Annotated in this window: 14 protein-coding genes; 6 read left to right on the forward strand and 8 right to left on the reverse strand. The window is 48.1% G+C overall.

Annotated features, from left to right (window positions below; all coding sequences use genetic code 11):
- Window positions 1-27 precede the first annotated feature (27 nt).
- The 5 genes from QL223_RS18500 to QL223_RS18520 all read right to left on the reverse strand — a co-directional run bounded on the left by QL223_RS18500 (window position 28) and on the right by QL223_RS18520 (window position 9,932).
- A complete protein-coding gene (locus QL223_RS18500) occupies window positions 28-2,085 on the reverse strand; it encodes a hybrid sensor histidine kinase/response regulator (protein WP_281545613.1) in 2,058 nt (685 codons plus the stop codon).
- Between the two features lie 501 nt (window positions 2,086-2,586).
- A complete protein-coding gene (locus tag QL223_RS18505; protein ID WP_281545589.1) occupies window positions 2,587-4,812 on the reverse strand; it encodes a methyl-accepting chemotaxis protein in 2,226 nt (741 codons plus the stop codon).
- Window positions 4,813-5,159: 347 nt separating this feature from the next.
- Window positions 5,160-8,024, reverse strand: a complete 2,865-nt coding sequence (gene gcvP, locus QL223_RS18510) for an aminomethyl-transferring glycine dehydrogenase (RefSeq protein WP_281545590.1) — start codon at window positions 8,022-8,024, stop codon at window positions 5,160-5,162.
- 15 nt (window positions 8,025-8,039) lie between these two features.
- A complete protein-coding gene (gcvH, locus tag QL223_RS18515) occupies window positions 8,040-8,417 on the reverse strand; it encodes a glycine cleavage system protein GcvH (RefSeq protein ID WP_002538648.1) in 378 nt (125 codons plus the stop codon).
- A gap of 114 nt (window positions 8,418-8,531) precedes the next feature.
- Window positions 8,532-9,932: an L-serine ammonia-lyase gene (locus QL223_RS18520; protein ID WP_002538649.1), complete on the reverse strand. Its 1,401-nt coding sequence runs from the start codon at window positions 9,930-9,932 to the stop codon at window positions 8,532-8,534.
- 592 nt (window positions 9,933-10,524) lie between these two features.
- On the opposite strand from QL223_RS18520, the gene QL223_RS18525 reads away from it, so the two are divergent.
- From QL223_RS18525 to QL223_RS18535, 3 genes are all read left to right on the forward strand, one after another.
- Window positions 10,525-11,157, forward strand: coding sequence for an XRE family transcriptional regulator (locus QL223_RS18525; RefSeq protein ID WP_002538651.1), 633 nt, complete (start codon window positions 10,525-10,527; stop codon window positions 11,155-11,157).
- A gap of 76 nt (window positions 11,158-11,233) precedes the next feature.
- Window positions 11,234-12,352, forward strand: a complete 1,119-nt coding sequence (gcvT, locus tag QL223_RS18530) for a glycine cleavage system aminomethyltransferase GcvT (RefSeq protein WP_046303221.1) — start codon at window positions 11,234-11,236, stop codon at window positions 12,350-12,352.
- Between the two features lie 303 nt (window positions 12,353-12,655).
- Window positions 12,656-13,264 carry a DNA-J related domain-containing protein gene (locus QL223_RS18535; RefSeq protein WP_002538655.1) on the forward strand — a complete coding sequence of 203 codons (609 nt, stop codon included), beginning with the start codon at window positions 12,656-12,658 and terminating at the stop codon, window positions 13,262-13,264.
- Between the two features lie 34 nt (window positions 13,265-13,298).
- Here QL223_RS18535 and QL223_RS18540 read toward each other — a convergent pair whose 3' ends face one another.
- Window positions 13,299-14,177: a DMT family transporter gene (locus tag QL223_RS18540; protein ID WP_002538657.1), complete on the reverse strand. Its 879-nt coding sequence runs from the start codon at window positions 14,175-14,177 to the stop codon at window positions 13,299-13,301.
- Window positions 14,178-14,410: 233 nt separating this feature from the next.
- On the opposite strand from QL223_RS18540, the gene QL223_RS18545 reads away from it, so the two are divergent.
- Complete coding sequence (locus tag QL223_RS18545) at window positions 14,411-18,460, forward strand: response regulator (RefSeq protein WP_039849976.1); 4,050 nt, start codon at window positions 14,411-14,413, stop codon at window positions 18,458-18,460.
- Between the two features lie 56 nt (window positions 18,461-18,516).
- Here the strand turns inward: QL223_RS18545 and QL223_RS18550 are convergent, their stop codons facing one another.
- Together QL223_RS18550 and QL223_RS18555 are read right to left on the reverse strand one after the other, a co-directional pair.
- Complete coding sequence (locus QL223_RS18550) at window positions 18,517-18,807, reverse strand: DUF406 family protein (RefSeq protein WP_002538659.1); 291 nt, start codon at window positions 18,805-18,807, stop codon at window positions 18,517-18,519.
- Window positions 18,808-19,012: 205 nt separating this feature from the next.
- Complete coding sequence (locus QL223_RS18555; RefSeq protein WP_281545591.1) at window positions 19,013-20,659, reverse strand: AMP-binding protein; 1,647 nt, start codon at window positions 20,657-20,659, stop codon at window positions 19,013-19,015.
- 458 nt (window positions 20,660-21,117) lie between these two features.
- Between QL223_RS18555 and QL223_RS18560 the strand changes: the two genes are divergently transcribed.
- Window positions 21,118-21,579: a TetR/AcrR family transcriptional regulator gene (locus tag QL223_RS18560; protein WP_002538662.1), complete on the forward strand. Its 462-nt coding sequence runs from the start codon at window positions 21,118-21,120 to the stop codon at window positions 21,577-21,579.
- A 230-nt stretch (window positions 21,580-21,809) separates the two neighbouring features.
- Window positions 21,810-23,009: an acetate/propionate family kinase gene (locus QL223_RS18565; RefSeq protein WP_039849978.1), complete on the forward strand. Its 1,200-nt coding sequence runs from the start codon at window positions 21,810-21,812 to the stop codon at window positions 23,007-23,009.
- The last annotated feature ends 100 nt before the right edge of the window (window positions 23,010-23,109 follow it).

Here is a 23,109-nt window from a genome sequence, read left to right on the forward strand (position 1 = left end):
TCAACGGTCAACAGACCCTAGAGGCTTTTATTGCAGCCAGATAGTGATTTTGTCGCGTAGCTTACAAAGATCTGATGGCTTCAAAATGAAGTCAGACATGCCTGAGCTAATAATCTTATCCAGTGTGGGCTTAGAATCATCACCAGTGTGGGCAATGATGGGGACGTTAGCGTGGCGATGTTTCGCATCGCGGATCCTTCTGGAGGTTTCAAGTCCATCCATAACGGGCATTTCAACGTCCATCAATATCAAATCAATGGATTGGTCATCATCCATTAAGGTTTCTAACGCGCTATTGCCGTTGGGGCACTGGATGACTTTGAATCCCTGCTTCTCTAGCAGTATTGATGTGAATTGCCGCAGTGTTTCACTGTCATCAACGACCATAATGGTCTGATTGAGCGAATGTCCTGGCGTGACCACAGGGCCGGTTTGAGCCACTTCTGCGGTATCAAAAAACAGCTGCTCGATAACGGCAGGGGTGTTGATACGCCAGACCAGCGATTCAATCCAGATAGGCTGATAAACTGAGTGTGTTGAGTGGAGTGCAACCGAGCCATTATGTAGATACACAATTTGCGCTTCAGTGAAGGACAGCAAAGGTTCGATGTGGCTCAGGACATCGCCGTTAGATTTAACGCTCTCAAGGTCTACCACAATCACATCATATTCGAATTCATAGTCCCGCCTCTGCAGTGCTTCCAGTACGTTGAATACTTGCAGTTTAAACCCGGATTCCTTGCTGATTTTGTTGGCACGCGCAACCAAGTCTGTTTCGTCACTGACAACCAACATCGACTTCAGTTTGATGAGGTTAGATTTAATGTCATCAGCTGTCGGGGAGTCGATATTTGGGAAAGTTAGGGTAAACGCTGACCACTCGCCAAGTTTTGAATCGCAGGAAATTTCTCCCCCAAATGAGCGCATCACTTTCCGGCAGAAGGGGAGGCCCAGACCGTAATTTCCTGTCCTGCCTGTGGTGTAGAAATCTTCAAAGATAGTTTCAAGCAATTCTCGGGGAATACCCTGACCACTGTCTCTGACAATGATGCGGTTATCGTACTGATCGCTTTCCAAAATGATATCAATCGCAAAGTTTTCACTGCTGCGATGGTGAAAAGCATTTTTGAAAAGATTGTAAATGACGTACTTGAGCAGAGTATCACTACCCAAAAACTCAAAGTCTTCCGCAGTGCGTAATACGATGGCGGACTTATCCGTTGTGCTCTTGTAACCGAAACTGTCTATTGCCCCTTTTAAAACATGACTGGCCGAGTGGCGTCTGAAGGAGGATCGGGAGACACGACTTTCGTCAATAGAAGTGAGCAGCAGGTCAATGGTTTCGTTTCCGGCGCGGATGATGTTCATCGCATCGCTACTGACTTCACGCAGTAGCCTGATGTCTTCTTCGCTAAGTTGGTAAACCTGTTTGTTGCTGTTGGAGGGATCGGGCAGGGTAGTGCGAATTAAATCTAACGTGGAGCAAAGTCCACCCAGTGGGTTTCGCATCTCATGGGCAATGCCAGCGCCAAAGACCTTGGCAATCGACACTTTGGTTTCATGTTCCTGCTGGTTTCTGAAAAAGAAAATATTGCCGAAAAGATAGATGAAGAGAAAAACCGGTACATAAGTCCAGTCCATCGAAAATTCAAGGTGATACCCACTCGCTACCCATGCGCAAAGCATGGCGGAACTGAGGCCAATCAGGGTCTGAGCAAACATGACCCAAGTGATGTGAACCATCAGAATATGCAGGAAAACCGCGGCCATAAATGACAATAACCAGACGGTTGACCAGTTGTTCATCAGCAACATGTAGAAGAAGAAAAACGGTAAAACGATGGTGATAGCAATTTGATAAAACCAATGCATCTGGTCTTTGATAGGCGGTTTGAGTTTGTTCCGCATTAGCACGATGACAAAAAACACGCAGCAGAAGAGTCGTAATGGAAGATTCTCATAGGCTTGCGGTAGGAAATCAGTCCAGACAAAGTAATAGAGGGGAAAGCCAATAAGCCCCATCCACCCGACCAGTGTCAGATTGGGTTCGGCGTATTGGTAGACTTTGCGGAAGGCCGCTTCCATGCTTTTGATAAATGCTGTCCTAATCCAAACGTTTCGCCACAAGCGTTTTTGTCTTTGATATCGAGAAGTTGCCATTTTTATTTCGGTTACAACATTGAATAGAAAATTGGCTAACTCGCTTATTGGCCTCGTTTATTTTTCTTCTGCAATGAAAAATAAGAGAAATTCAATAAATCAGTATGTTAGTCCGAGTTGCTTATATGAGGTTATATTCATACTTTGGTCTGAGCTTTTTAAAATAATTAGACGCAATCGCAACTGTCGAAAGAAACTTTATACAATGGATAAACAGTGGGTTGTCTTATTAATCATACAAGATTTGTTTTTTATGAAAGGCAACTATTTGACTTCAAATTTCTATGATAAATGCGCGGAAAGGTCAGGTTTTAAGGCCATTTTTAGACAAAAAAGCCACTTTCGAAAAAGTGGCTTTTAACAAAGATATTTAAGTATCCCCAAACGCGATGAATTCTATATCTTCAGCTTGTTTGGGTATGAGAGCTAAATTGAAAATTGGCTGGTGTGATGTTCCAACGTTTTCGCCAATTTCGTCAGTTCGGTACTGGCTTCGGTGATCTGGTGCATGGCTGTTGCTGTACTTTGGGACATTGAATTGATGTCGACCAGATTTTTGTTGATGTCGATTGCGACGGTGGATTGTTGTTCTGACGCACTTGCCATCTGAATCGTCATATCTGCAATACGCTCGACAGAAGCGACGGCTGATTCCAGGCGGTCAGTGCTATCCATCGCTTGATTCGCCACCTGCTCGGCATTTTGTGCGCCGGTTTCCATCGCTTTGCGGGTTTCATCAGATACTTTTTGTAGCGAGGTGATCAAGCTAGCGATTTCTTCAGTCGCATTTTGCGAACTTTGCGCCAAGCTCCGGACTTCATCTGCCACAACGGCAAAGCCTCTTCCCTGATCACCTGCTCGCGCCGCTTCGATGGCTGCGTTCAGTGCAAGTAGATTGGTCTGCTCGGCAATTTGCCCAATGGTCACCAAAATACCGGAAATATCATCAGCACTTTTTACCAGCAAGTTGGTTTTTTCTTTGGCGACATTGAGATCAGAAACCAGGTTCATCATTTTGTTGGAAGCAGAATGAACGACCTGATTACTCTCTTTGATGAGCTCCTGCGCTTCCGCCGCTGCACGGGCGGTTTCAGAGGTATTGTTGGAGATTTCATTGGCCGTCATGGTCATTTCTTCCATGGCGGTGGCAACTTGGAGCGTGCTGCTGTTTTGCTTCTCAATGTTTTGCAACGTATCACGCGTGCTTTGCGACAGCTGATAAGACGCCGAAGATTGCTGCTCGGTCGCTTTCACCACACTACCTGTCAGCGCCTTCAGATTGTTCGTCATGTCGTACATTGAGCGATAGACACCACTGCTGGCGTCATCAATCGTGAAACTGAGTGTTAGATCCCCTTTGGAGATGGTATCTGCAATTTTCTGCATTTCTTTTGGTTCGCCACCGAGTGGACGGGTGATGGCATTGGCAAAGTAAATCGCCACAGCTGCGATAATGCCCAACGCGATGGTAATAGTGACCAGTACAGAGTTACGAAGCGTTGTTACAGATGCAAAGGCCTCAGCCACATCAATTTCAGCCAGAATCGCCCAATCTGCTCCCAGAATGGAAAGTGGGGCATAGGCGGATAACACTGGGTTTCCGTTGTAATCCATAATGGTTTCCACAGAGGAAATGCCATTTAACGCTTTTGTCGCAGCCTGTGTTTTCACCGCGCCTTTAACTGGGTTGCTGAATGAAGCAATCACAGAGTGGTTGACGGGATCGAGATAAGAATCAGAACGCATCAGATTATCAGCCCCGACCAGATAGGTTTCACCGGTTTCGCCCAGCCCAGCGCGTTCTCCCATGATGGCGTTGAGGCGATCAATCGGAAATTGGTAAGCGAGGATGGCAACGGCCTCGCCTTTGTCATAAATCGGTGTGGCGATAAAGCCTGCGGGGTCATTGAACGATGGCAGATACTTCGCGAAGTCGACAAAAGTGACTTGTCCTTTCTTCAAGCCGGTTGCTTGTTGATATGCATCCGCCAGACCGCTATCTGAGAACGGCCCTTTTTTCAGCGAGGTGGCGAAGTCAGTTTCCTTACTGACGGAATAGACAACGTTACCGCTTTCGACGTCAATCAGGAAAATATCGTAATAGCCAAATTTCTCTTTGGTCGAAGCAAGGTAGTCATGAATGGCCTTGTGGTGGAAATCGTAGCGCAGACCAAAATTACTGGCCGACATCAAGGCTTTGTTGCTGTTGTCGTTGTCGACAAGGTAAGCGTACTGGAGATATTTCGCGGAAGTGCTGAGCTCATCGACGAGAGACGAAGCATCTGTGTCGAGCCTGGTTCCGCGTTTTTGCTCAGTCGGTGATATCAGTGTTTTTTGGTAGTAGGAGACAAGTTTTTGTTCTGAAATTTGGTCAGCATTGATTTCAGTTGGCGCGGTTCGATACGCATCAATCATTCCAATCGCGCTTTCTGCCAATGCGGATGAATTTGCAGTGGTGGTCAACTGAGCGGCTGCACTGTCAAAGTAACGCACAACGGCATCTTTTTTCACTTCACGAAGTGCTTCAAGTTGACTGAACGTTTGCTGCTCCAACGAGGCACTGGCCATTTGTAACGAAAAGACAGAAATAATGGCAGCGGGGATTAACCCGATGCCAAGAAGGATCAACAACATTTTCTGCTTAAGCTTCATTCTTTGTCCCCTGGCCAATGTTATTTATTTGTTAATTATTCGTGTATCAATAGCGAGAAATTGTGCTCAATGAAATGAAAATAGTGTTAGGAACTATTAACTGCCAATAAATGAAAGTGATTCTCATCACGATTATGTCTTGTAATGCATATATTTGTGTCGACAAATATGAACATTTGTTGAGCAAAAAATGGGTGGTGTTTATGGGGGATTTGTACTAACTGCCTATTTTGCAAATAGATGCATTAGTGGGAGATTTTAATGAAATGCATTGCACGGGATGTTAGTTCCAAAAATACAAAAGCGAGCCGATGGGCTCGCTTTTGGTGGTGAAACCGTGTCACCTGTTAGTCTTCAATGTAACTCTCAATGCTCGGGCAAGAGCAAATCAGGTTACGGTCACCGTAGACGTTATCGACACGGTTCGCTGTTGGCCAGTACTTCGCATCTTTCGATTGTGCGCTTGGGAAGCAAGCCAACTCACGGCTGTAAGGGCGCTCCCAATCTGCAGCCATCAGGTCACTCTGTGTGTGCGGCGCGTTAACCAATGGGTTGTTTTCCAGTGGCCATTCACCATCCTGAACTTTAGCGATCTCTTCGCGAATTGCGATCATCGCGTCACAGAAGCGGTCCAGCTCGGCTTTGTCTTCACTTTCTGTTGGCTCAATCATCAGTGTGCCAGCAACTGGGAAAGACATGGTTGGTGCGTGGAAACCGTAATCCATCAGACGCTTCGCGATGTCTTCCTCAGAGATGCCAGATGCATCTTTGATTGGACGAATGTCGATAATACATTCGTGCGCAATGCGACCGTGAGTACCGCGGTACAGAACCGGGTAGTAAGGACGCAGACGCTCCATCACGTAGTTTGCACTCAGGATGGCAACCTTAGTTGCTTCCGTCAGACCTTGCTCACCCATCATGGCAACGTATGCCCATGAAATTGGCAAGATTGATGCACTACCAATCTGTGCAGCAGAAACTGCGTAGTTGGTGCCTTCAATCACGTGTCCTGGCAGGAATGGTGCAAGGTGCGATTTCACACCGATTGGACCCATACCTGGACCACCACCGCCGTGCGGGATACAGAAGGTTTTGTGCAGGTTCAGGTGAGAAACGTCTGAACCGATAAAGCCTGGGCTGGTGAGGCCAACCTGTGCGTTCATGTTCGCGCCGTCCAGGTAAACCTGACCGCCAGCTTCATGAACCAGTTCGCACACTTCCTGTACCGCTTCTTCATACACACCATGCGTAGAAGGGTAGGTGATCATGATGCATGATAGGTCGGTGCGGTGTTTCTCGATTTTTGCTTTCAGGTCTTCTACGTCAATGTTGCCGTCTTCATCACAGCCAACCACAACAACTTTCATTGACACCATGGCAGCAGATGCCGGGTTAGTGCCGTGTGCTGAGCTTGGGATCAGACAGACATTACGGTGAGGTTCACCACGGCTTTCGTGGTAACGCTGAATCGCAATCAGACCCGCGTATTCACCTTGTGCGCCAGAGTTTGGCTGCAGGGACATGGCATCGTAACCTGTGATTTCACACAGCATCTTGCTGAGAGAATCCGCCAGCTCGCCGTAACCTTGTGCTTGATCAGCAGGAACAAATGGATGCAGTTCACCGAATTCAGGCCAAGTCACAGGAATCATCTCTGCGGCTGCATTCAGCTTCATTGTACAGCTGCCGAGCGGGATCATGCCATGGGTCAAGGAGAAGTCTTTGTTTTCCAGCTTTTTCATGTAGCGCATCAACTGGGTTTCACTCTGGTGAGTGTTAAACACAGGGTGCGTCAGGTAATCGCTGGTGCGGCGGCACGCTTCTGGGATAGCGGCGTATTCGTCTGCTTCTACAGAAGAGGCATATTGCGCCACGTCCGTTTCGTCAGTCAGCGCGGCAACCAGTGCGTTTACTTCAGCCAATGTGGTGGTTTCGTCGAAGCTCACGCCCAACTGACCATCCAGTTTGCGAAGGTTGAAGCCAGCGTCTTGCGCTTTATTGAACAGTGCGTCAGTTTGATCGCCTGTGTTCAGCGTAATCGTGTCGAAGAAGTCATGGAACGCAAGCGCGATACCAGCATGGTTAAATGCCGCTGCTGCCAGTGCCGTCAGGTGATGAACACGACGACCAATTTTCTTCAGACCTTCTGGACCGTGGTAAACAGCGTAGAAAGCCGCCATGTTTGCCAGCAGTGCCTGCGCAGTACAGATGTTTGAGGTCGCTTTCTCGCGGCGGATGTGTTGCTCGCGCGTCTGCATTGCCATACGAAGTGCCTGGTTGCCTTTCGAGTCGATAGACACACCAATCACACGGCCAGGCATAGTACGCTTCAATTTGTCACGTGTTGCCATGAATGCAGCGTGTGGGCCACCGAAGCCCATAGGTACGCCGAAGCGTTGTGCAGAACCAATCACGACGTCTGCGCCCATTTCACCCGGTGCTTTCAGCAGGGTGAGAGAGAGTAGGTCAGCAGCAACCGTCACCAGCGTTTTGTTCGCTTGTGCCGCAGCAATAAGAGCGGTCAGATCACGCACCTGACCCGTTGTGCCAGGGTATTGCAGGAGGGCGCCAAACACATCGTGTTGAGGCAGGTTATCAGCTGCATCAACGACTACGTCAAAGCCCATGAAGCCAGCGCGGGTGTTGATTACGTCCAGCGTTTGCGGGTGAACGTCATTTGCCACAAAGAAAGTGTTGCTCTTACTTTTACCACCACGCTTACACAGCGTCATGGCTTCTGCAGCAGCCGTTGCTTCGTCAAGCAGGGAAGCGTTAGCGAGCTCCACGCCGGTCAGGTCCATCACCATTTGCTGGAAGTTCAGCAGAGATTCAAGGCGACCCTGAGAAATTTCTGGCTGGTAAGGGGTGTACGCCGTGTACCAACCTGGGTTTTCCAACACGTTACGGAGAATTGGGTTTGGCGTGTGGGTGCCGTAGTAACCCTGACCGATAAAGCTGCGCTTGATGACGTTTTTGCTGGCAATAGCTTTCAGCTTGCTCAACATCGCCACTTCACTCAGTGGCGCGTCCAGAGTCATAGGTTGCGGCAGGCGAATACCCGCTGGCACAGTTTCTTCGATGAGATGCTCAAGGCTGGTGGCATTTACTGTGTTCAGCATCGCTTGCTGGTCTGATACGCGCGGCCCGTTATGACGGGAGACAAACTCGTTGTCAGCCTGCAGTTGATCAAGTAAGCGTGATTCTGTCATGACCTTCGTCCTGAATTAGTCTTCGATAGTTTCCTGATAAGCGTCAGCGCTCATCAGATGATCAAGGTTGCTGTCGTCAGCCAACTTGATTTTTGCAATCCAACCGCCTTCAAAAGGTGCTTCGTTAACCAGCTCTGGGCTGTCTTCCAGATCTTCGTTAACTTCTACCACTTCACCGTTTACCGGGCCGTAAATATCTGACGCTGCTTTTACAGATTCTACGAGTGAAAAGCCTTCGCCGACTTCAACTTCGGTGCCAATTTCTGGCAGGTCAACGAATACCACGTCACCCAGCAGTTGTTGTGCGTGATCAGAGATACCTACTGTCACAGTACCGTCGCCATTGTCTTTTACCCACTCGTGGCTCTCAGCAAATTTCAGGGTTGCATCCATTTTTACTTCTCCGTGTGAAACGAGTTAAATCGTCGCTGCTGCTTGCAGCATAAAAATTTTACGGGCTGGGGCTGCTCCAAACCCGTCTAATATTCCTGTCTGGTAAGTACGCTATTAACAGGCAACAACGTTGATTGCGATTGCGTTGGTTGCCAGTCCGCCTTGGGACGTTTCCTTGTACTTGCTCATCATGTCGAGTCCTGTTTCGTGCATGGTTTTAATCACGCTATCGAGCGAAACGTGGTGCTCTCCATCGCCATTAAGTGCGAGTCTGGTGGCATTAATTGCCTTCACTGCACCCATGGTGTTTCTTTCAATACATGGCACCTGAACCAGACCGTTGATTGGGTCGCAGGTCAGTCCCAGATTGTGTTCCATACCGATTTCTGCTGCATTTTCAATCTGTGCAGAAGTGGCACCCATGGCGGCGGCTAATCCGCCTGCTGCCATTGAACAGGCAACACCTATCTCACCCTGACAACCCACCTCTGCAGCGGAAATAGAGGCATTGGTTTTATAGAGAGAACCAATCGCTGCTGCGGCTGCCAAGAAGGTTCTTATCCCTTCCATATTGTTCGGTGAAACAAACTTGTTGTAGTACGCCAATACTGCTGGAATCACGCCAGCTGCACCATTGGTTGGCGCGGTAACAACGCGGCCACCTGCTGCATTTTCTTCGTTGACCGCCATGGCAAACATATTGACCCAGTCATTGGTGTCGAGCGGCAGGCCGTCCAAGTCTTTCTTGATAATGCAGTCGTGCAATTTCTTTGCCCGGCGTTTTAACTGTAAGCCGCCTGGCAACACACCATCTTGCGTGATGCCTCGCTCAATACAGGCGTTCATCACATGCCAGATAGCATCAATGTGTTCGTTGACCGTTTTCATGGTTGCCTTTTTGTCGTGCGCTTTGGCACGAGCCAGTTCATTGGCAAACATGATCTCGGCGATACTCTTTTTCTGCTGCTCGCAATGGGCGAGCAATTCCACCGCGCTATTAAACGGAAACGGCGGGGTAAAATCTGATGTAAGGGCATCAGTTTCACCTTTTTCTACGACAAAACCGCCACCGACTGAGAAGTAAGTCCGACAAAGCAAAACTTCGCCGTTGTCCCCCTTCACAGTCAATGTCATTCCGTTGGGATGTTCTGGCAGCACTTTGTCGAAATGGAAAACCAAGTCAGTGTCCCAATCAAAAGGAACAAAGCGGTGTCCATCTAGTGGTAGCTCTTTGCTGCCTTTCACCATGTTAGTCATGGTAGGGATATCGTCTGGGTTTACGCTGTCAGGCCATTCGCCCATCAGTCCCATCACACACGCGACATCCGTAGCGTGACCTTTCCCTGTCAGTGCCAACGAACCGTAGAGTTCGACTGTCACGGTTTCCACATTGTGGAGGATTTCTTTATCGCGCAATTCTTCTGCAAATCTTGCGCTGGCGACCATTGGCCCCACAGTGTGGGAGCTAGACGGACCAACGCCGATTTTAAACAGGTCAAACATGCTATGACTCATTGCACGTCTCCTTGCTTTTTGTAGGTTACGCACCACCGTTCTGGCTTGGGTGCCGGTTGATGACTATCCCGTCATCGCTTGCCCAGTTGTCACGTTGAAGTGCTTATTACTTTGGGTATAGCAAGCGTGGCGTTTTATTGTTATTTGAACTTCAACATTTGCGTAACATACAAAACGTGTTTGCGCCCTGCAAAACAAAATTTCCTATAGGAAACTCTTGATGTGATCTCGCCAACAGTTCTGACAATTTGCTCAATATCAGACTTTCTTAAAATACTTACCTTGCGCAAACGTTTGCTTTTTTACTCTTTTACACGCAAGATTGCAAATGCTAAATCCTTTCAGGATAGGTGTGGTCAATAAATTCAACGCGTTATACGATGGCAGCCAGAGTTGATTTATATTGGCAAAAATGGGGTGTCTATCGGTGTAAATTCATGTGCTGATAAGTTAGCTTCAATTCGGTGATGAAGATTTAGCCAAGTTTCCAATAGGAAACTTTTTGTTAAAAGTGTTAACTTATTCGTGTTGGTCTTCGTGATGACTGTGTCAGAATGGCCGCCACCAGCAACATCAAGTCGAGAGTCGAGTTATGTCAGAGCCAGATGCACAGGACGTGTATCCGTCAGTTATCGTTGAAAGAGCCAGCGTGCAGGCCGATGCGCCAATTGCTCCGCTGCGTTTGGGTGAACGGCTGAAAGAGATCAGAACCAATAGCGGTTTGACGTTAGAAGAAGCTAGCAAGCTTACCGGTCTGGCTCGCTCCACGCTGTCGAAAATCGAAAATGAACAGATCTCTCCAACTTTCCAGGCCATGCAAAAACTGGCGGTTGGATTGAAGATTGATATTCCGCAGCTGTTTGCGCCACCAAAGTCGCGCCAGGCAACCGGACGCCGTGATATTACCCGTGTAGGCGAAGGGAAGTGCCGCCCAACAGGGACATACGAACATGAATTATTGGCGACCCAGCTCACTAATAAGAAGATGTTTCCGTTTAAATCCCGCGTGAGGGCGCGCTCGTTTGAAGAGTATGACGAATGGATTCGCCACGATGGTGAAGAATTTCTTTTAGTGCTGGAAGGCAGCATTGCCTTCTACTCTGAGTTTTACGAAGCGATTGAACTGAATGAGGGCGACAGCGTGTATTACGACGCTGCGATGGGGCATATGCTCACTTCGCTCAGTGAAGAAGATGCCCAGATCCTTTGGGTTACGGCATCTTAAGATTGGATTTTATCCCCGCAGATACCGCGGATGATTATTTAGCAAGTCGGCAAGCGCCGTGATCATGGAGTGAAACATGTCTCAGGATCTACTTAAAACCCCACTGCACGCCCTTCACATCGAAATGGGCGCGAAAATGGTTCCATTCGCTGGCTATGACATGCCAGTGCAATACGCACTGGGTGTGCGTAAAGAACATATTCATTGCCGTGAACACGCGGGCCTGTTTGACGTTTCTCACATGGGTCAGTTGCGTCTGCACGGCGAGAATGCAGCGAAGGCACTGGAAGCGCTGGTGCCGGTAGACATCATTGATTTGCCAGAAGGTAAGCAACGTTACGCGCTGTTTACTAACGAACAAGGCGGTCTGATGGACGACCTGATGGTGACCAATTTTGGCGATCACCTGTTTGTGGTGGTTAATGCTGCCTGTAAAGAGCAAGACATCGCACACTTGCGCGCGAACATCCCAGCAGATGTCGAACTGGAAGTGATTGAAGATCGCGCTCTGCTTGCACTGCAAGGCCCTGAAGCCGCTACTGTACTGGCGACGCTGAACCCAGCGGTTGCTGACATGGTGTTCATGGATGCAGCGAAAATGGATTTGGCTGGCATCGAATGTCTGGTCAGCCGTTCTGGCTATACCGGTGAAGACGGTTACGAAATCTCTGTTCCAGCAGACAAAGCAGAAGAGTTTGCACGCCGACTGCTGTTGAAAGAGGAAGTAGAGTGGATTGGTCTGGGAGCTCGCGACTCACTGCGTCTTGAGTGTGGCCTTTGCCTGTACGGGCACGACATTGATACCACTACTACGCCAGTAGAGGGCAGCCTGCTTTGGGCAATCAGTAAGCCACGCCGTGCCGATGGCGAGCGTGCAGGCGGTTTCCCTGGCGCAGACATCATTCTTGACCAAATCGCGACCAAAGATGTTTCCCGCAAGCGCGTTGGCCTATTGGGCTCAAGCAAAGCGCCAGTGCGTGAAGGCGCTGTGTTGTTTGATGCTGACGACAACGAAATTGGTGTAGTGACCAGTGGTACATTTGGCCCAACCAAAGGCCAGCCAGTTGCCATGGGTTATGTGGCTACAGCCAGTGCTGCTATTGGTACTGAAGTCTTTGCAGAAGTACGCGGTAAGAAATTGCCGATGACCGTCGAAAAAATGCCGTTTGTTCCTCAGCGTTACTATCGCGGTTAACGCTAGAGAATAAACCCTGAGAAAAGGCCGATGCTATGCATCGGCCTTTTTCTTTTGTCTCTCAATCAGCTGCGAGAGGTGCGCGCTTCAGGTGTCGAAATAATTTACACCAAGTTGCAAAACTGGCACTGGATATGCTGGCTTGATTAAGTGAGCTTTCTATCAATAGAAATGCAATTTCTTTGGCACAGGAAGCAAGAGACTGTGAAATCGGACAGAACCGCTTAATTAAGCAGGCGATTCACGGAATTATGGATTAATGTCTTATATGTACGACATGAGGTCGATAGGAGAAAGAGTTGTATGCTTGCGGAACAACGGGATGATATTGATAACCCTCTGATCTGGCCGATTTTGAGTGTACTTGAAGCGTCAAACCAAAGCTGGAAAGTGCATTACCTGATGGCAGAACTGCAGAAAAATACCATCATGGACCATCTAGATGACGACCCTCAACTGGACTTGTTCAAGCGTAATTTTCTTATCATGAACGCGCTTTACCAATTGCAGGAAATGTTGCTGCCACAGCAATGGTTGCAGGTAGAGTCGATGGATATCCGTCTCATGTGGCGTGGTGCAGGTTCGGGTTTTGTGCAACATGAAGTGAACCGCGATGACCCACTTCGCGGCTACTACATGGATTGGAATAACTACGACGCGCAAACGGAAGACGTTCGCGAACTGTTGAGTTCATTCTGGAAACGCTATCAGCAACACGTGGGCCACTGCAGTGAAACGACTGTTGAGCGCCGAAATGCGCTGGCAGCTTTAGGGTTGGCTGAAAATGCCTCTGATACAGAAATCCGACGCCAGTGGCGCAAGATGGCGCTGAAATGGCACCCAGACAGACCGGAAGGGGATGCCGCAACCTTCCGTACCATGTGCGAAGCCTGGCAGAGTCTGCGGTTATGATACAAAGCGGATATTTATAGAACCCAGCTTATACCTAGCTGGGTTTTTTGTTTGATGCGCGATGTTTTTTGGCAGCAGATAGCGTAAACACCACCAAAGTCAACAATACAATCCCACCACCAACCAGCACATTGTTACTTGGTACTTCTCCCAAAGCGGCCCAAACAAACAGTGGTCCAAGAATCGCTTCAAGGAGCATGAACAAGTTTGCGTGCGCAGCGGGTAGGTATTTCGGACCAATTGAAATCAACACAAACGAAATTGGGACGACGACACCGCATAGCAACAAGGTGTATTTCCATTCCTGGGGAGTCAGTGAAAAAGGCTCTGCGCCCGCAAACAGTGAGATTGTTGAAGTACAAAGCCCACCCAGAACCAGGTAAAGCGGGGCATTAGCACTTTTACTTTTCCTCAAAATCACAAAGTAAGTTGCCAGCATAAATGCAGTGATCAGCGCCATCAAATTGCCAAAGGAGGCCGTAGGCATCGCCTTTCCATAGAAAACGAAACCAACGCCGACCATCGCCGCCACGATGGCGATGAGGGTTCTGCTATCAACCCGCTCTTTTAGAAACAGGAATGCAAGAAGGGCAGAGATCAGCGGACTGATGTTGATGATAATAAGGGTGCTGGCAACCTGCGTATGGTCGATAGAAAGGACAAAGCAAACCGTCGAAATAGAGAATGCAAACGAGCCTACCAGCAACGCTTTGGAGGGCTTTTTAAGTGCCGAAATTGTCTGGGCAGGGCGGGTCGCCATCATAAAGCTAGCGATGATGAGCGCAGACAGCAGCCCACGCCAGAACAATAATGTCCAACCGGACGCTTCAATCAACCGAATGAGCAGCGCATCAACACTGAGGATCGTGATCCCCACCAACATGGCTGTCGTGCCTTTGAAAATCGGTGTCACGCCTGTTTCTCCTTGTTTTTATGCCCAATTCCTTGCGGGCAAACCACCAAACGTAGGGGCGGGCAGGTAATAGAAACGCTTTGTTTAATTTTTATTCGATGACAGTAGCCCATTTATTCTGAGTTAAGTCAATAAGTGCAAACAGGTTTTGCCCCTTCTCACTTTATCAAGCAGCAAGTGGGGTCTACTCTTATTTGATATGAGTGTCACCATATAGAGAATTTGGAGACAAAATGAGATCTATACGCCACATCTTTTTCGCGTTGATGGGATTAATTCTTTTTCTCGGCGTAGCAATCATCATCGCCCATTTGCGTTCTGATTCGTTGACTCAGCAAATCAACGCCATCTATGAGCAGCGTTATCAGCAATACAAATTGGCCATTGAGCTGAAACATAGCTCTGAACTTCTGACAAAATTTGCGCGTAGTTACGCAGTGACATCCAACAATCGTTGGCGCTATCTGTTCGAACAGGTTGAGGCGGTGCGTAATGGGCAACTGGCTACACCTGACAATTACAATTTTGACTACTGGTCACAGCAGTCTGATCCCAATAAAGAAATTATTGAGCCCAATATCCCAAACCGTCCCGCCCATCCCTCACTGCTAGCGAGGATGCGTGAGTCTGGGATCAGCGAAGCGCACATGTCTTTCTTGACCCAAGCGCTCTCACGCTCACAGGATCTCATCAGCATTGAGCAAACGGCCATGGACTTGATCCAAGGCCGAAAACGTACAGCCCGTGGCATCGAACGTGTGATTCCAGACCCAGAACTTGCTCGGCAAATGCTATTTGGACCGGACTATATTCACGCCACCAACAAAATCATGGGGCCTATTGGTGCTTTCTATGATGCGATTGATAAAAAGACTTCCGAAGACCTAAAAGTCTTGAAACAAGAGCGCGCCAATATGGATGGCATCGCCATTACCATGGCTGGCATGTTATTGATTGCGGTGCTTGCTACAACCACATTACTTTGGTTCCGCTTCCTCAAACCATTGGATAACATCCGAAGCACGATTGTCAGCAAGGTGCGCGACAAAGAATTTGAATTTAAGTTGGATGTTGATAGACAGGGCGAGCTGAAAGATCTTGCCCAGGCGCAAAATGAAGTGTTACGTGAAATTGCGGAACGCTTTGAATTCAGCCGCCAGGTTAAAGCATTTTCAGACTTGATTCGCGGTTGTTCTGGCATGGAAGAACTTGGCTTCCAAGTCGCGAATTTCTTTTCTCAACGCCTCGAGTTACCGTATGCGGCGCTTTATGTCGTAAGAAATGACAGCATGAATCTGGTCGGTGGCGTCGGTGTTGATGAGCAATCTGAAGCGATGCAGAAAGAAACCGTTTCTTTCCACCGCACTATTCTGGTCACAAAAGAAACGCTAAGGATTCGCAACGACAAAGACCACTTCGCTTTGACCTTGCCAGTGGGCAAACTTTCTTTGAGTGAAATGTATTTCATTCCACTGATTGTGAATAACGAAATGGTCGGCGTGCTTGAGTTAGGTTCAGTGCGTTTACTTTCTGACAAAGAAATAGACTGGCTCAACGAAGTGCAGGAAGATTTGGCTGTCGGCATTCAGTTGACCATCAATGCTGAACTTCAAATGGAAGCCGAACAACGCGTTTCCGAACAGCTCAAACTTAATCAACAAATCATCAACGCCATTCCCAATCCAACCTACTTCCGCGATACCGAAGGCACTTACATCGGTGTTAATGATGCGTTCACCGATTTCCTTGGTCTCTTCTTTGTCGACGTCGTGGATAAAACACCTGCAGAGCTTTTCGACAATGATGTCGCCACCATGTTTGTTGAAAAAGAAAAAGAGCTTCTTGAAAACTCGGGATCTACGGCTTATGACATTGAACTGGCCAATGCGAGTGGCGATGTCCGGATACTGACCGTTTACGAAGCGACGTATTTCGGCGGTGATGGGGAACCAATGGGTATTGTCGGCCTGTTCGTAGACGTGACGACCCAGAAACGCCTCGAATCTGATTTGATTGCGGCGAAAGATCAGGCCACCGAAGCAAGTAAAGCGAAAGGGGAATTCCTGGCGAATATGAGCCATGAGATCCGTACGCCAATGAATGCGATTCTCGGTATGTCTCATCTTGCGTTGCTGACAGATTTGAACGATAAACAGCGCAACTATGTCGGGAACATCGAGAAAGCCGGTAAATCCCTGCTGGGCATCATCAACGACATTCTCGACTTCTCGAAAATTGAAGCGGGCAAACTCACCGTTGAACATATCGAGTTCCGATTCAGTGAGGTGTTAGACAACATCAGCAACATCATTTCTGTGAAAGCGAAAGAAAAAGATCTGGAGCTTATCTTTGATATCGACCCAGATCTCCCAGACGACTTGGTGGGTGACCCGCTTCGTTTGGGACAAATCATCATTAACCTGACTGGTAACTCCGTGAAGTTCACTGAAACGGGCGAAATCATCATTCGTGCCCGCAAAGTCAGTGATGCTAACGAGATCATCGAAGTTCAGTTCGACATTCAGGACTCCGGTATTGGTATGAGCGAGGAGCAACTGGGTCGTTTGTTCCAGTCGTTCTCGCAAGCTGACGGCTCCATTACCCGCAAATACGGTGGTACTGGCCTCGGCTTGACCATTTCGAAGAGCTTTGTCGAACTTATGGGTGGTCGAATCTGGGTGGAAAGTGAACCAGGTAAAGGATCGACCTTCTCGTTCACCATCCGTTGTGGCCGCAGTGAATCCAGCATCAAAGAGCAAGTTGCACGTACCACGATTCTTCATGATAAACGCGTGCTGGTGGTGGATGATAACCAAGCGTCCCGCGACATCATGTATGCGCTGCTGGATAACCTCGATCTGCGCGTGGCAGCCGTTTCGAATGGTGAAGAAGCGGTTTACGAAGTGGAGTCCGCAGATAAGAGCCATGACGGCTTTGATGTGGTTGTCATGGACTGGAAAATGCCAGGCATTAACGGCGATGAAGCGACACTACAAATTCGCGATAAACCTCTGAACAAGATGCCAAAAGTCATTCTTGCCAGTGCCTATGGTGAGGACTCTGGCTTGATCAATGAAGAAGTCCAGAAAGTCTTTGACGCGTCATTGGTGAAGCCCATCAACCCATCATCTTTGTTTGATGCGCTGATGGAAGCCTTTGGCAGGGAAGAAATGAAACTAGCCAACTGTCGTGAAGCGGAAAAAGATGAAACTGAGGAAATCGACTTTACTGGGCTGACTATCTTACTGGTTGAAGACAACATGATTAACCAGGAGGTGGCGAAAGGGATTCTTGAACAATTCAACCCGACCATTGAGGTGGCAGATAATGGTCAGGTGGCGCTGGATATGGTGCAAGAACAGCAATTCGACATCGTGTTGATGGACATGCAAATGCCAGTGATGGATGGCCTGACAGCAACTCGGAAAATACGAGAAATCGAAGCCCTTGCCAGCTTGCCAATTGTTGCGATGACAGCGAATGCCATGGAGCGGGATGTGAAGCAATGTAAGGAAGCGGGGATGAATGACCACGTTTCCAAACCTATTGATGTGAATGAGCTGCTCAAAGCTATTCAGCGTTGGACGTCTGCATCGAAAGAAGCGGTGAAATCTTCCGTAGCGCTCAATGGCAAAAAAGAAGAAACGCCAACGGCAGATATGGACAACATCGACCCGCTCGTGCTGGACGCAAATGAGGGGATTACACGGATTGGCGGCAATGTGGATGCCTACTGGAAAGTGATCACGGCGTTTACGGAAACCAAGCTGGCGGTGATCGACAAGGTCCGCGAACAACTCGCCAATGAAGAGAGGGATGAAGTTGAAATGTTTGCCCACTCTCTGAAAGGCGCTGCCGCTAATGTGTCGGCGAAAGGCCTGGCGGTACTCGCAGGGAACCTTGAAGACCAAGCGGGCTCGGAGCTGAAAATGGAAGCATCGCTGATGGATAAAATCGAGCAGTGCTTGCAGGAAATTCAATCCTACATTCCGGGTGCAGAACCCGAAGAAGAAAAAGAAGAGGTTCAGGCGTTTGCCGGTTACACGCCAAGAGAGTTCCGTATTGAGCTCGAACAGTTGAAGATTTTGCTGAACAACTTTGATACTCAGGCGGTAGATTTCATCACTGGCATCAAAGAGAACTCGAAAGGCATGGAGGTGGATCTCTCCGGTGTGGAAGATGCAATTCGCAAGTTCGAATATGAAGCCGCTGCGAGCAAATTAGAAGTGGTCATTGAATCTCTGGGCGTCGATGAAGTGGATGAAACTCCAGAGCTGTTCTGACTTTCAGTGAGGTAATAAAAAGCCGCGTTGGTACGCGGCTTTTTTTTGAATGCAATTTACAGCGAGCGACTGCGCAGTTCAAAAATCAGCTTTTCAGCGCTGCATTCGAACTTGAGTTTAACGGCCAGCGGGTTCAGTGAAAGCTCGGCATTTTCATCAAGATCGTGGATAACCTTGTCATTTACCTGCTTTGCTAGATCCAGATAACGTTGAAATTCAGCAACAGCCGAAGCCTTATCTTCAGCGAAGATTTCAACTTCTGCCACTTCGTCACCTTCACCGATAACAAAGCCCATTTCTGCTGTTACACCGCAGGCATCGCATACTTGGTATTCTTCTTGGCTCATCACTTTCTCTCTCAATAACAGCTGCTGGTTGGGTATTTCCCTAGCATCTGTATGTTGGAATTTATGTAATATTACTACATTAGAGCTTGTAAAAAGTAGGGCTTTCTAAAAAGAATTTTGAAAGAAGGTGGTGATCCGTTTTGCTATACCCAAACTAAAAAAGCGCGGGGCAAAACCCGCGCTTTCCATGCTTATTTATCGAGGCTTACTCTTCCCATTGAACCAATGTGCCAGATGGCCAGTTCGCACCTGTGTCGTGGTATTTCTTCTCTAACAGATGACGGCGGATTTTGAGTGTTGGCGTCAGAAGGCCATTTTCGATGCTCCATGGCTCTTTGATCATTAACACGCCTTTGATTTTCGCGTGTGATTCCAATTCGCCATTAATGGTATCAATCACTTTCTTCACACGGCGCTCATAGCGTTCTTTGTCAAAATCAGGGAAGTGGTGTGGCAACGCCAGCAGGATAGGCCCTGGCATACCAGACCCCACCAGACACATCATTTCTATATTGCTGAGCTCGAACAAACGCTTCTCGATAGGCACTGGCGCAACAAATTTACCTTTCGCTGTCTTGAAGGTGTCATTCTTGCGGCCTTGGATGGTGAGAAAGCCTTCGTTATCTAAGAAGCCGATATCGCCTGTGTGCAACCAGCCATCAACAATGGTTTCAGCAGATGCCTCAGGGTTTTTGTAGTAACCGGTGAACAAACCTTGGCTGCGAACCAGAATTTCTTCGTCTTCCGCAATTTTGATTTCAACACCCGGTCCTGCGTTACCCACTGAGCCAATTTTGTCACTGCGGAACGGATAGTTCAGGGTGCTGTAAGCGTAGGATTCGGTCATACCCCAGGCTTCAGTAATGTTAAGCCCCAGTTTTTCATACCAGCGCAGCAACGCAGCGGAAACCGGCGCTGAACCACATCCCAGAACACGAGCCTGATCCAAACCGAGATTCGTTGCCACTTTCTTCTTAATCAGGCCAGAAATGATAGGCAGCTTAAGCAGGAAGTTAAGTTTGCTATCTGGCAGTTTTTCTTGAATACGTTGCTGGAACAGCGTCCACAAGCGAGGCACCGAAATAAACAGGGTAGGGCGATGCATCTTCACGTCTTCAATGAAGGTATCGAGCGACTCAGGGAAGGCTGTGCAGATACCTGCATTCATTGCCGTCGCCATGATATAGACGCGCTCTGTGATATGCGCCAGAGGAAGGTAAGAGAACAGTCGCTCGCCTTCACGCATACCAATGTGATTAATCAATTGCTGCGCAGACCAAGCATGTGCACCGTAAGTCAGCATTGCACCTTTCGGTAAGCCTGAAGTGCCCGAGGTATAAACAATAGACATCAGTTCATCGTCTTGGTGATCAGGCTTCACGTCCGCACGATCGTTTTGGGCAATCAAGTCTTTCCAATCGTAACCGCAATTAATGGTTGGGTAAGGGAAAGCAATGGTAGGAATATCTGCACGATCAACTAAAGAATCCTTCAGTGCTTGTGTGTCATCCAATTTACCCACGAACAGGGCTTTGGATTCACTGTGATCAAGCACATGAGAGATGGTTTCCGTACCGGCTGTTGGGAAGATAGGCACACTGATGTAGCTGCCGAGCATCATCGCTAAGTCAGCGGTGAACCACTCTGCACAGTTTTTTGAGACCAGTGCGACGCGATCTCCTGGCTCGAGACCCATGCCACGCAGGGCAGTGACGATACGTAACGCTTGGTCAACGACATCGGAGTAGGTGAAGTCGTTGAACTTCCGGTTAATGATCTGTCGAAGAAAGATTTCATTGGGGCGTTCTTCAGCCCAGCGCAGCATTTGTAGATATGGTTTTTGTTGAGCCATAAAAGGACCCCGTATAACTGTAGGGAAAAGAGTTTGTTTTTAATTCTATGTTACTAGTTTGTTAAATTAGGCGTCTTATAGGACAAGGGTCAAGCTATTAATTCAAACGCTTGTTCAAATTATGATGCATGTAACGCTGCAACAATCAGCGTTAGAGATTTACTGACAAGAATAGCATTTGTCTTTCAGCGTGTTACACCTTGATAACACTTGTTGGTCCAGCTTATGCAATGCCCTTCACGCTTCTCATCTTTTTTGCATCTATATGGCTCATAATTTATACGGATGTACTATCTTTAAGACTGTTAAGTTAAGGGTCGGTAGTCGGTAAACCCTCTTTGTACCAACATAATCAAGCTCTACATACGTGAAATCCATACTAACAACAGCGTTAACAGCGGTAGTAGTGATGTCTTGATTGTTAAAGCTTACGGAAGCCAAAAAACAGGGATAAAGCTATGCCAAAGAGAAGCAAAGAAGATACAGAAGTAACCATCAGGTTAATTCTGGATGCAGTGGTCGATCAGTTGGTGACCTTGGGATATGACAAGATGTCGTATACCACGCTGAGCCAGCAAACGGGGATTTCCAGAACGGGAATTAGCCATCACTTTCCAAAGAAAACGGATTTCATCACTCGCTTGGATGACAGGCTACTAGGCATCCTGATTGACAGATTGGACTTGGAAGGCGATAAGCGTTCTTTTATAGAAAGCTGGCTGACAGCCCTTCGCTCAGACAACCGTTTTATTGCCGTTCTCCGTCTCTTTTTTCTACACACTGTTTCGTCGGAAAATGCCGTGGAATTCACCAGTCATGCCAGCAGAAAACTGCATGATGTCTGCTGCAACCGCTATGGTGAAGAGTTTGAAAAGGACCTCGAGTGGCTGCTGGGTAAATCCTTACTTACCATGGCTTGATAAAGCCAGCTCGACAGATTTCTGAGGCTCCTCTTGAAGGAGCCTTTTTTGTGTCCTTCACTTTCTTCTAAAGTGCCCGTTTTCTGTGCGTTAGGAGCCTATTTTTGATCTGAAACAGTAAAAGGCCAAAAAAGGGCTTCTCATTCAAATTTAAGTTGAATTGTTCAAAATTAATTTAATAATGGGCTCTCGAGTTCGAATCCTACACCCATTTGCCAACGAGATTTTTCATGAGCAATTCACTAGTACTGGTCCTTAACGCGGGCAGTTCCTCTCTTAAATTCGCATTGATGAACGCACAAACCGGAGAAGCGATTCTTTCTGGTCTGGGCGAGTGCTTCGGCCTAGAAGATGCGCGCATTAGCTGGAAACGCGAAGGCCAAGACAAGCAAGAAGCCATGCTGGAACAAGGTGGTAACCATCACGAGAAAGCAGTAAGCCTGATTGTTGAGCTGGTGGAGAGCATGGATGTTGGCAGCCAACTGGTTGCAATTGGCCACCGTGTTGTTCACGGCGGCGAGAAATTTGCTGATGCGACGCTTCTGAACGAAGACGTATTGGCAGAAATTGAAGCACTGAGCGATCTTGCGCCGCTGCACAACCCAGCTAACGTGATGGGTATCCGTGCGGCAATGAAAGCTTTCCCAGCGCTGCCTCAGGTGGCAGTGTTCGACACCGCTTTCCACCAAAGCATGCCGCAGAAGGCATTCACTGGTGCCATCTCTAACGAGTTGTACACGGACTACGGTATTCGTCGCTACGGTTTCCACGGTACCAGCCACTACTTCGTGACTCGCGAAGCAGCAAAACAGCTGGGCAAACAAGTTGAAGAAGCTAACTTCATCTCTGTTCACCTGGGCAACGGCGCTTCTGTGTGTGCGGTTCGAAATGGTCAGTCTGTTGATACTTCCATGGGCTTCACTCCGCTTTCAGGTCTGATGATGGGCACCCGTTGTGGTGACCTTGACCCAGGTATTATTGAATTCCTGCTGAAGAAAGGCTGGAGCCAGGAGCAAGTGTTCGAAGCTCTGAACAAGAAATCAGGTTTCTTGGGTGTATCAGGCCTGACTTCAGATGCGCGCGGCATTCTGGAAGCGATGGAAAGTGGTCATGAAGGTGCGAAACTGGCGTTCGAAGTCTTCACTTACCGTGTAGCCAAGTACATTGGTTCTTACATGATTCCTTTGGATAGCATCGACGCGATCATCTTTACCGGTGGTATCGGTGAGAACTCACTGCCTATCCGTCGTGAAATCCTGAAGAACCTGAAGCTTCTGGGCTTTGTGGAAGATGAAGCAGGTAACGAAGCAGCACGTTTCGGCAACGGCGGTGTTATTGCTAAATCTGACATGCTTGGCGCGGTTGCGATTGTTATCCCAACCAACGAAGAATTCGTGATTGCCTCTCAAGCCGCTGAATTTACAAAGTAATTAAGCGCGAGAAGCTAAAAAAGAAAAGCCGCTGATTGAACTGACCCCCAATAGTTGGACAACCTATTATTGGGGGTCTTTTTATGTCCAAATACAATCG

This window comes from Grimontia sp. SpTr1, assembly GCF_947387585.1.
Classification (GTDB): Bacteria; Pseudomonadota; Gammaproteobacteria; order Enterobacterales; family Vibrionaceae; genus Enterovibrio; species Enterovibrio indicus.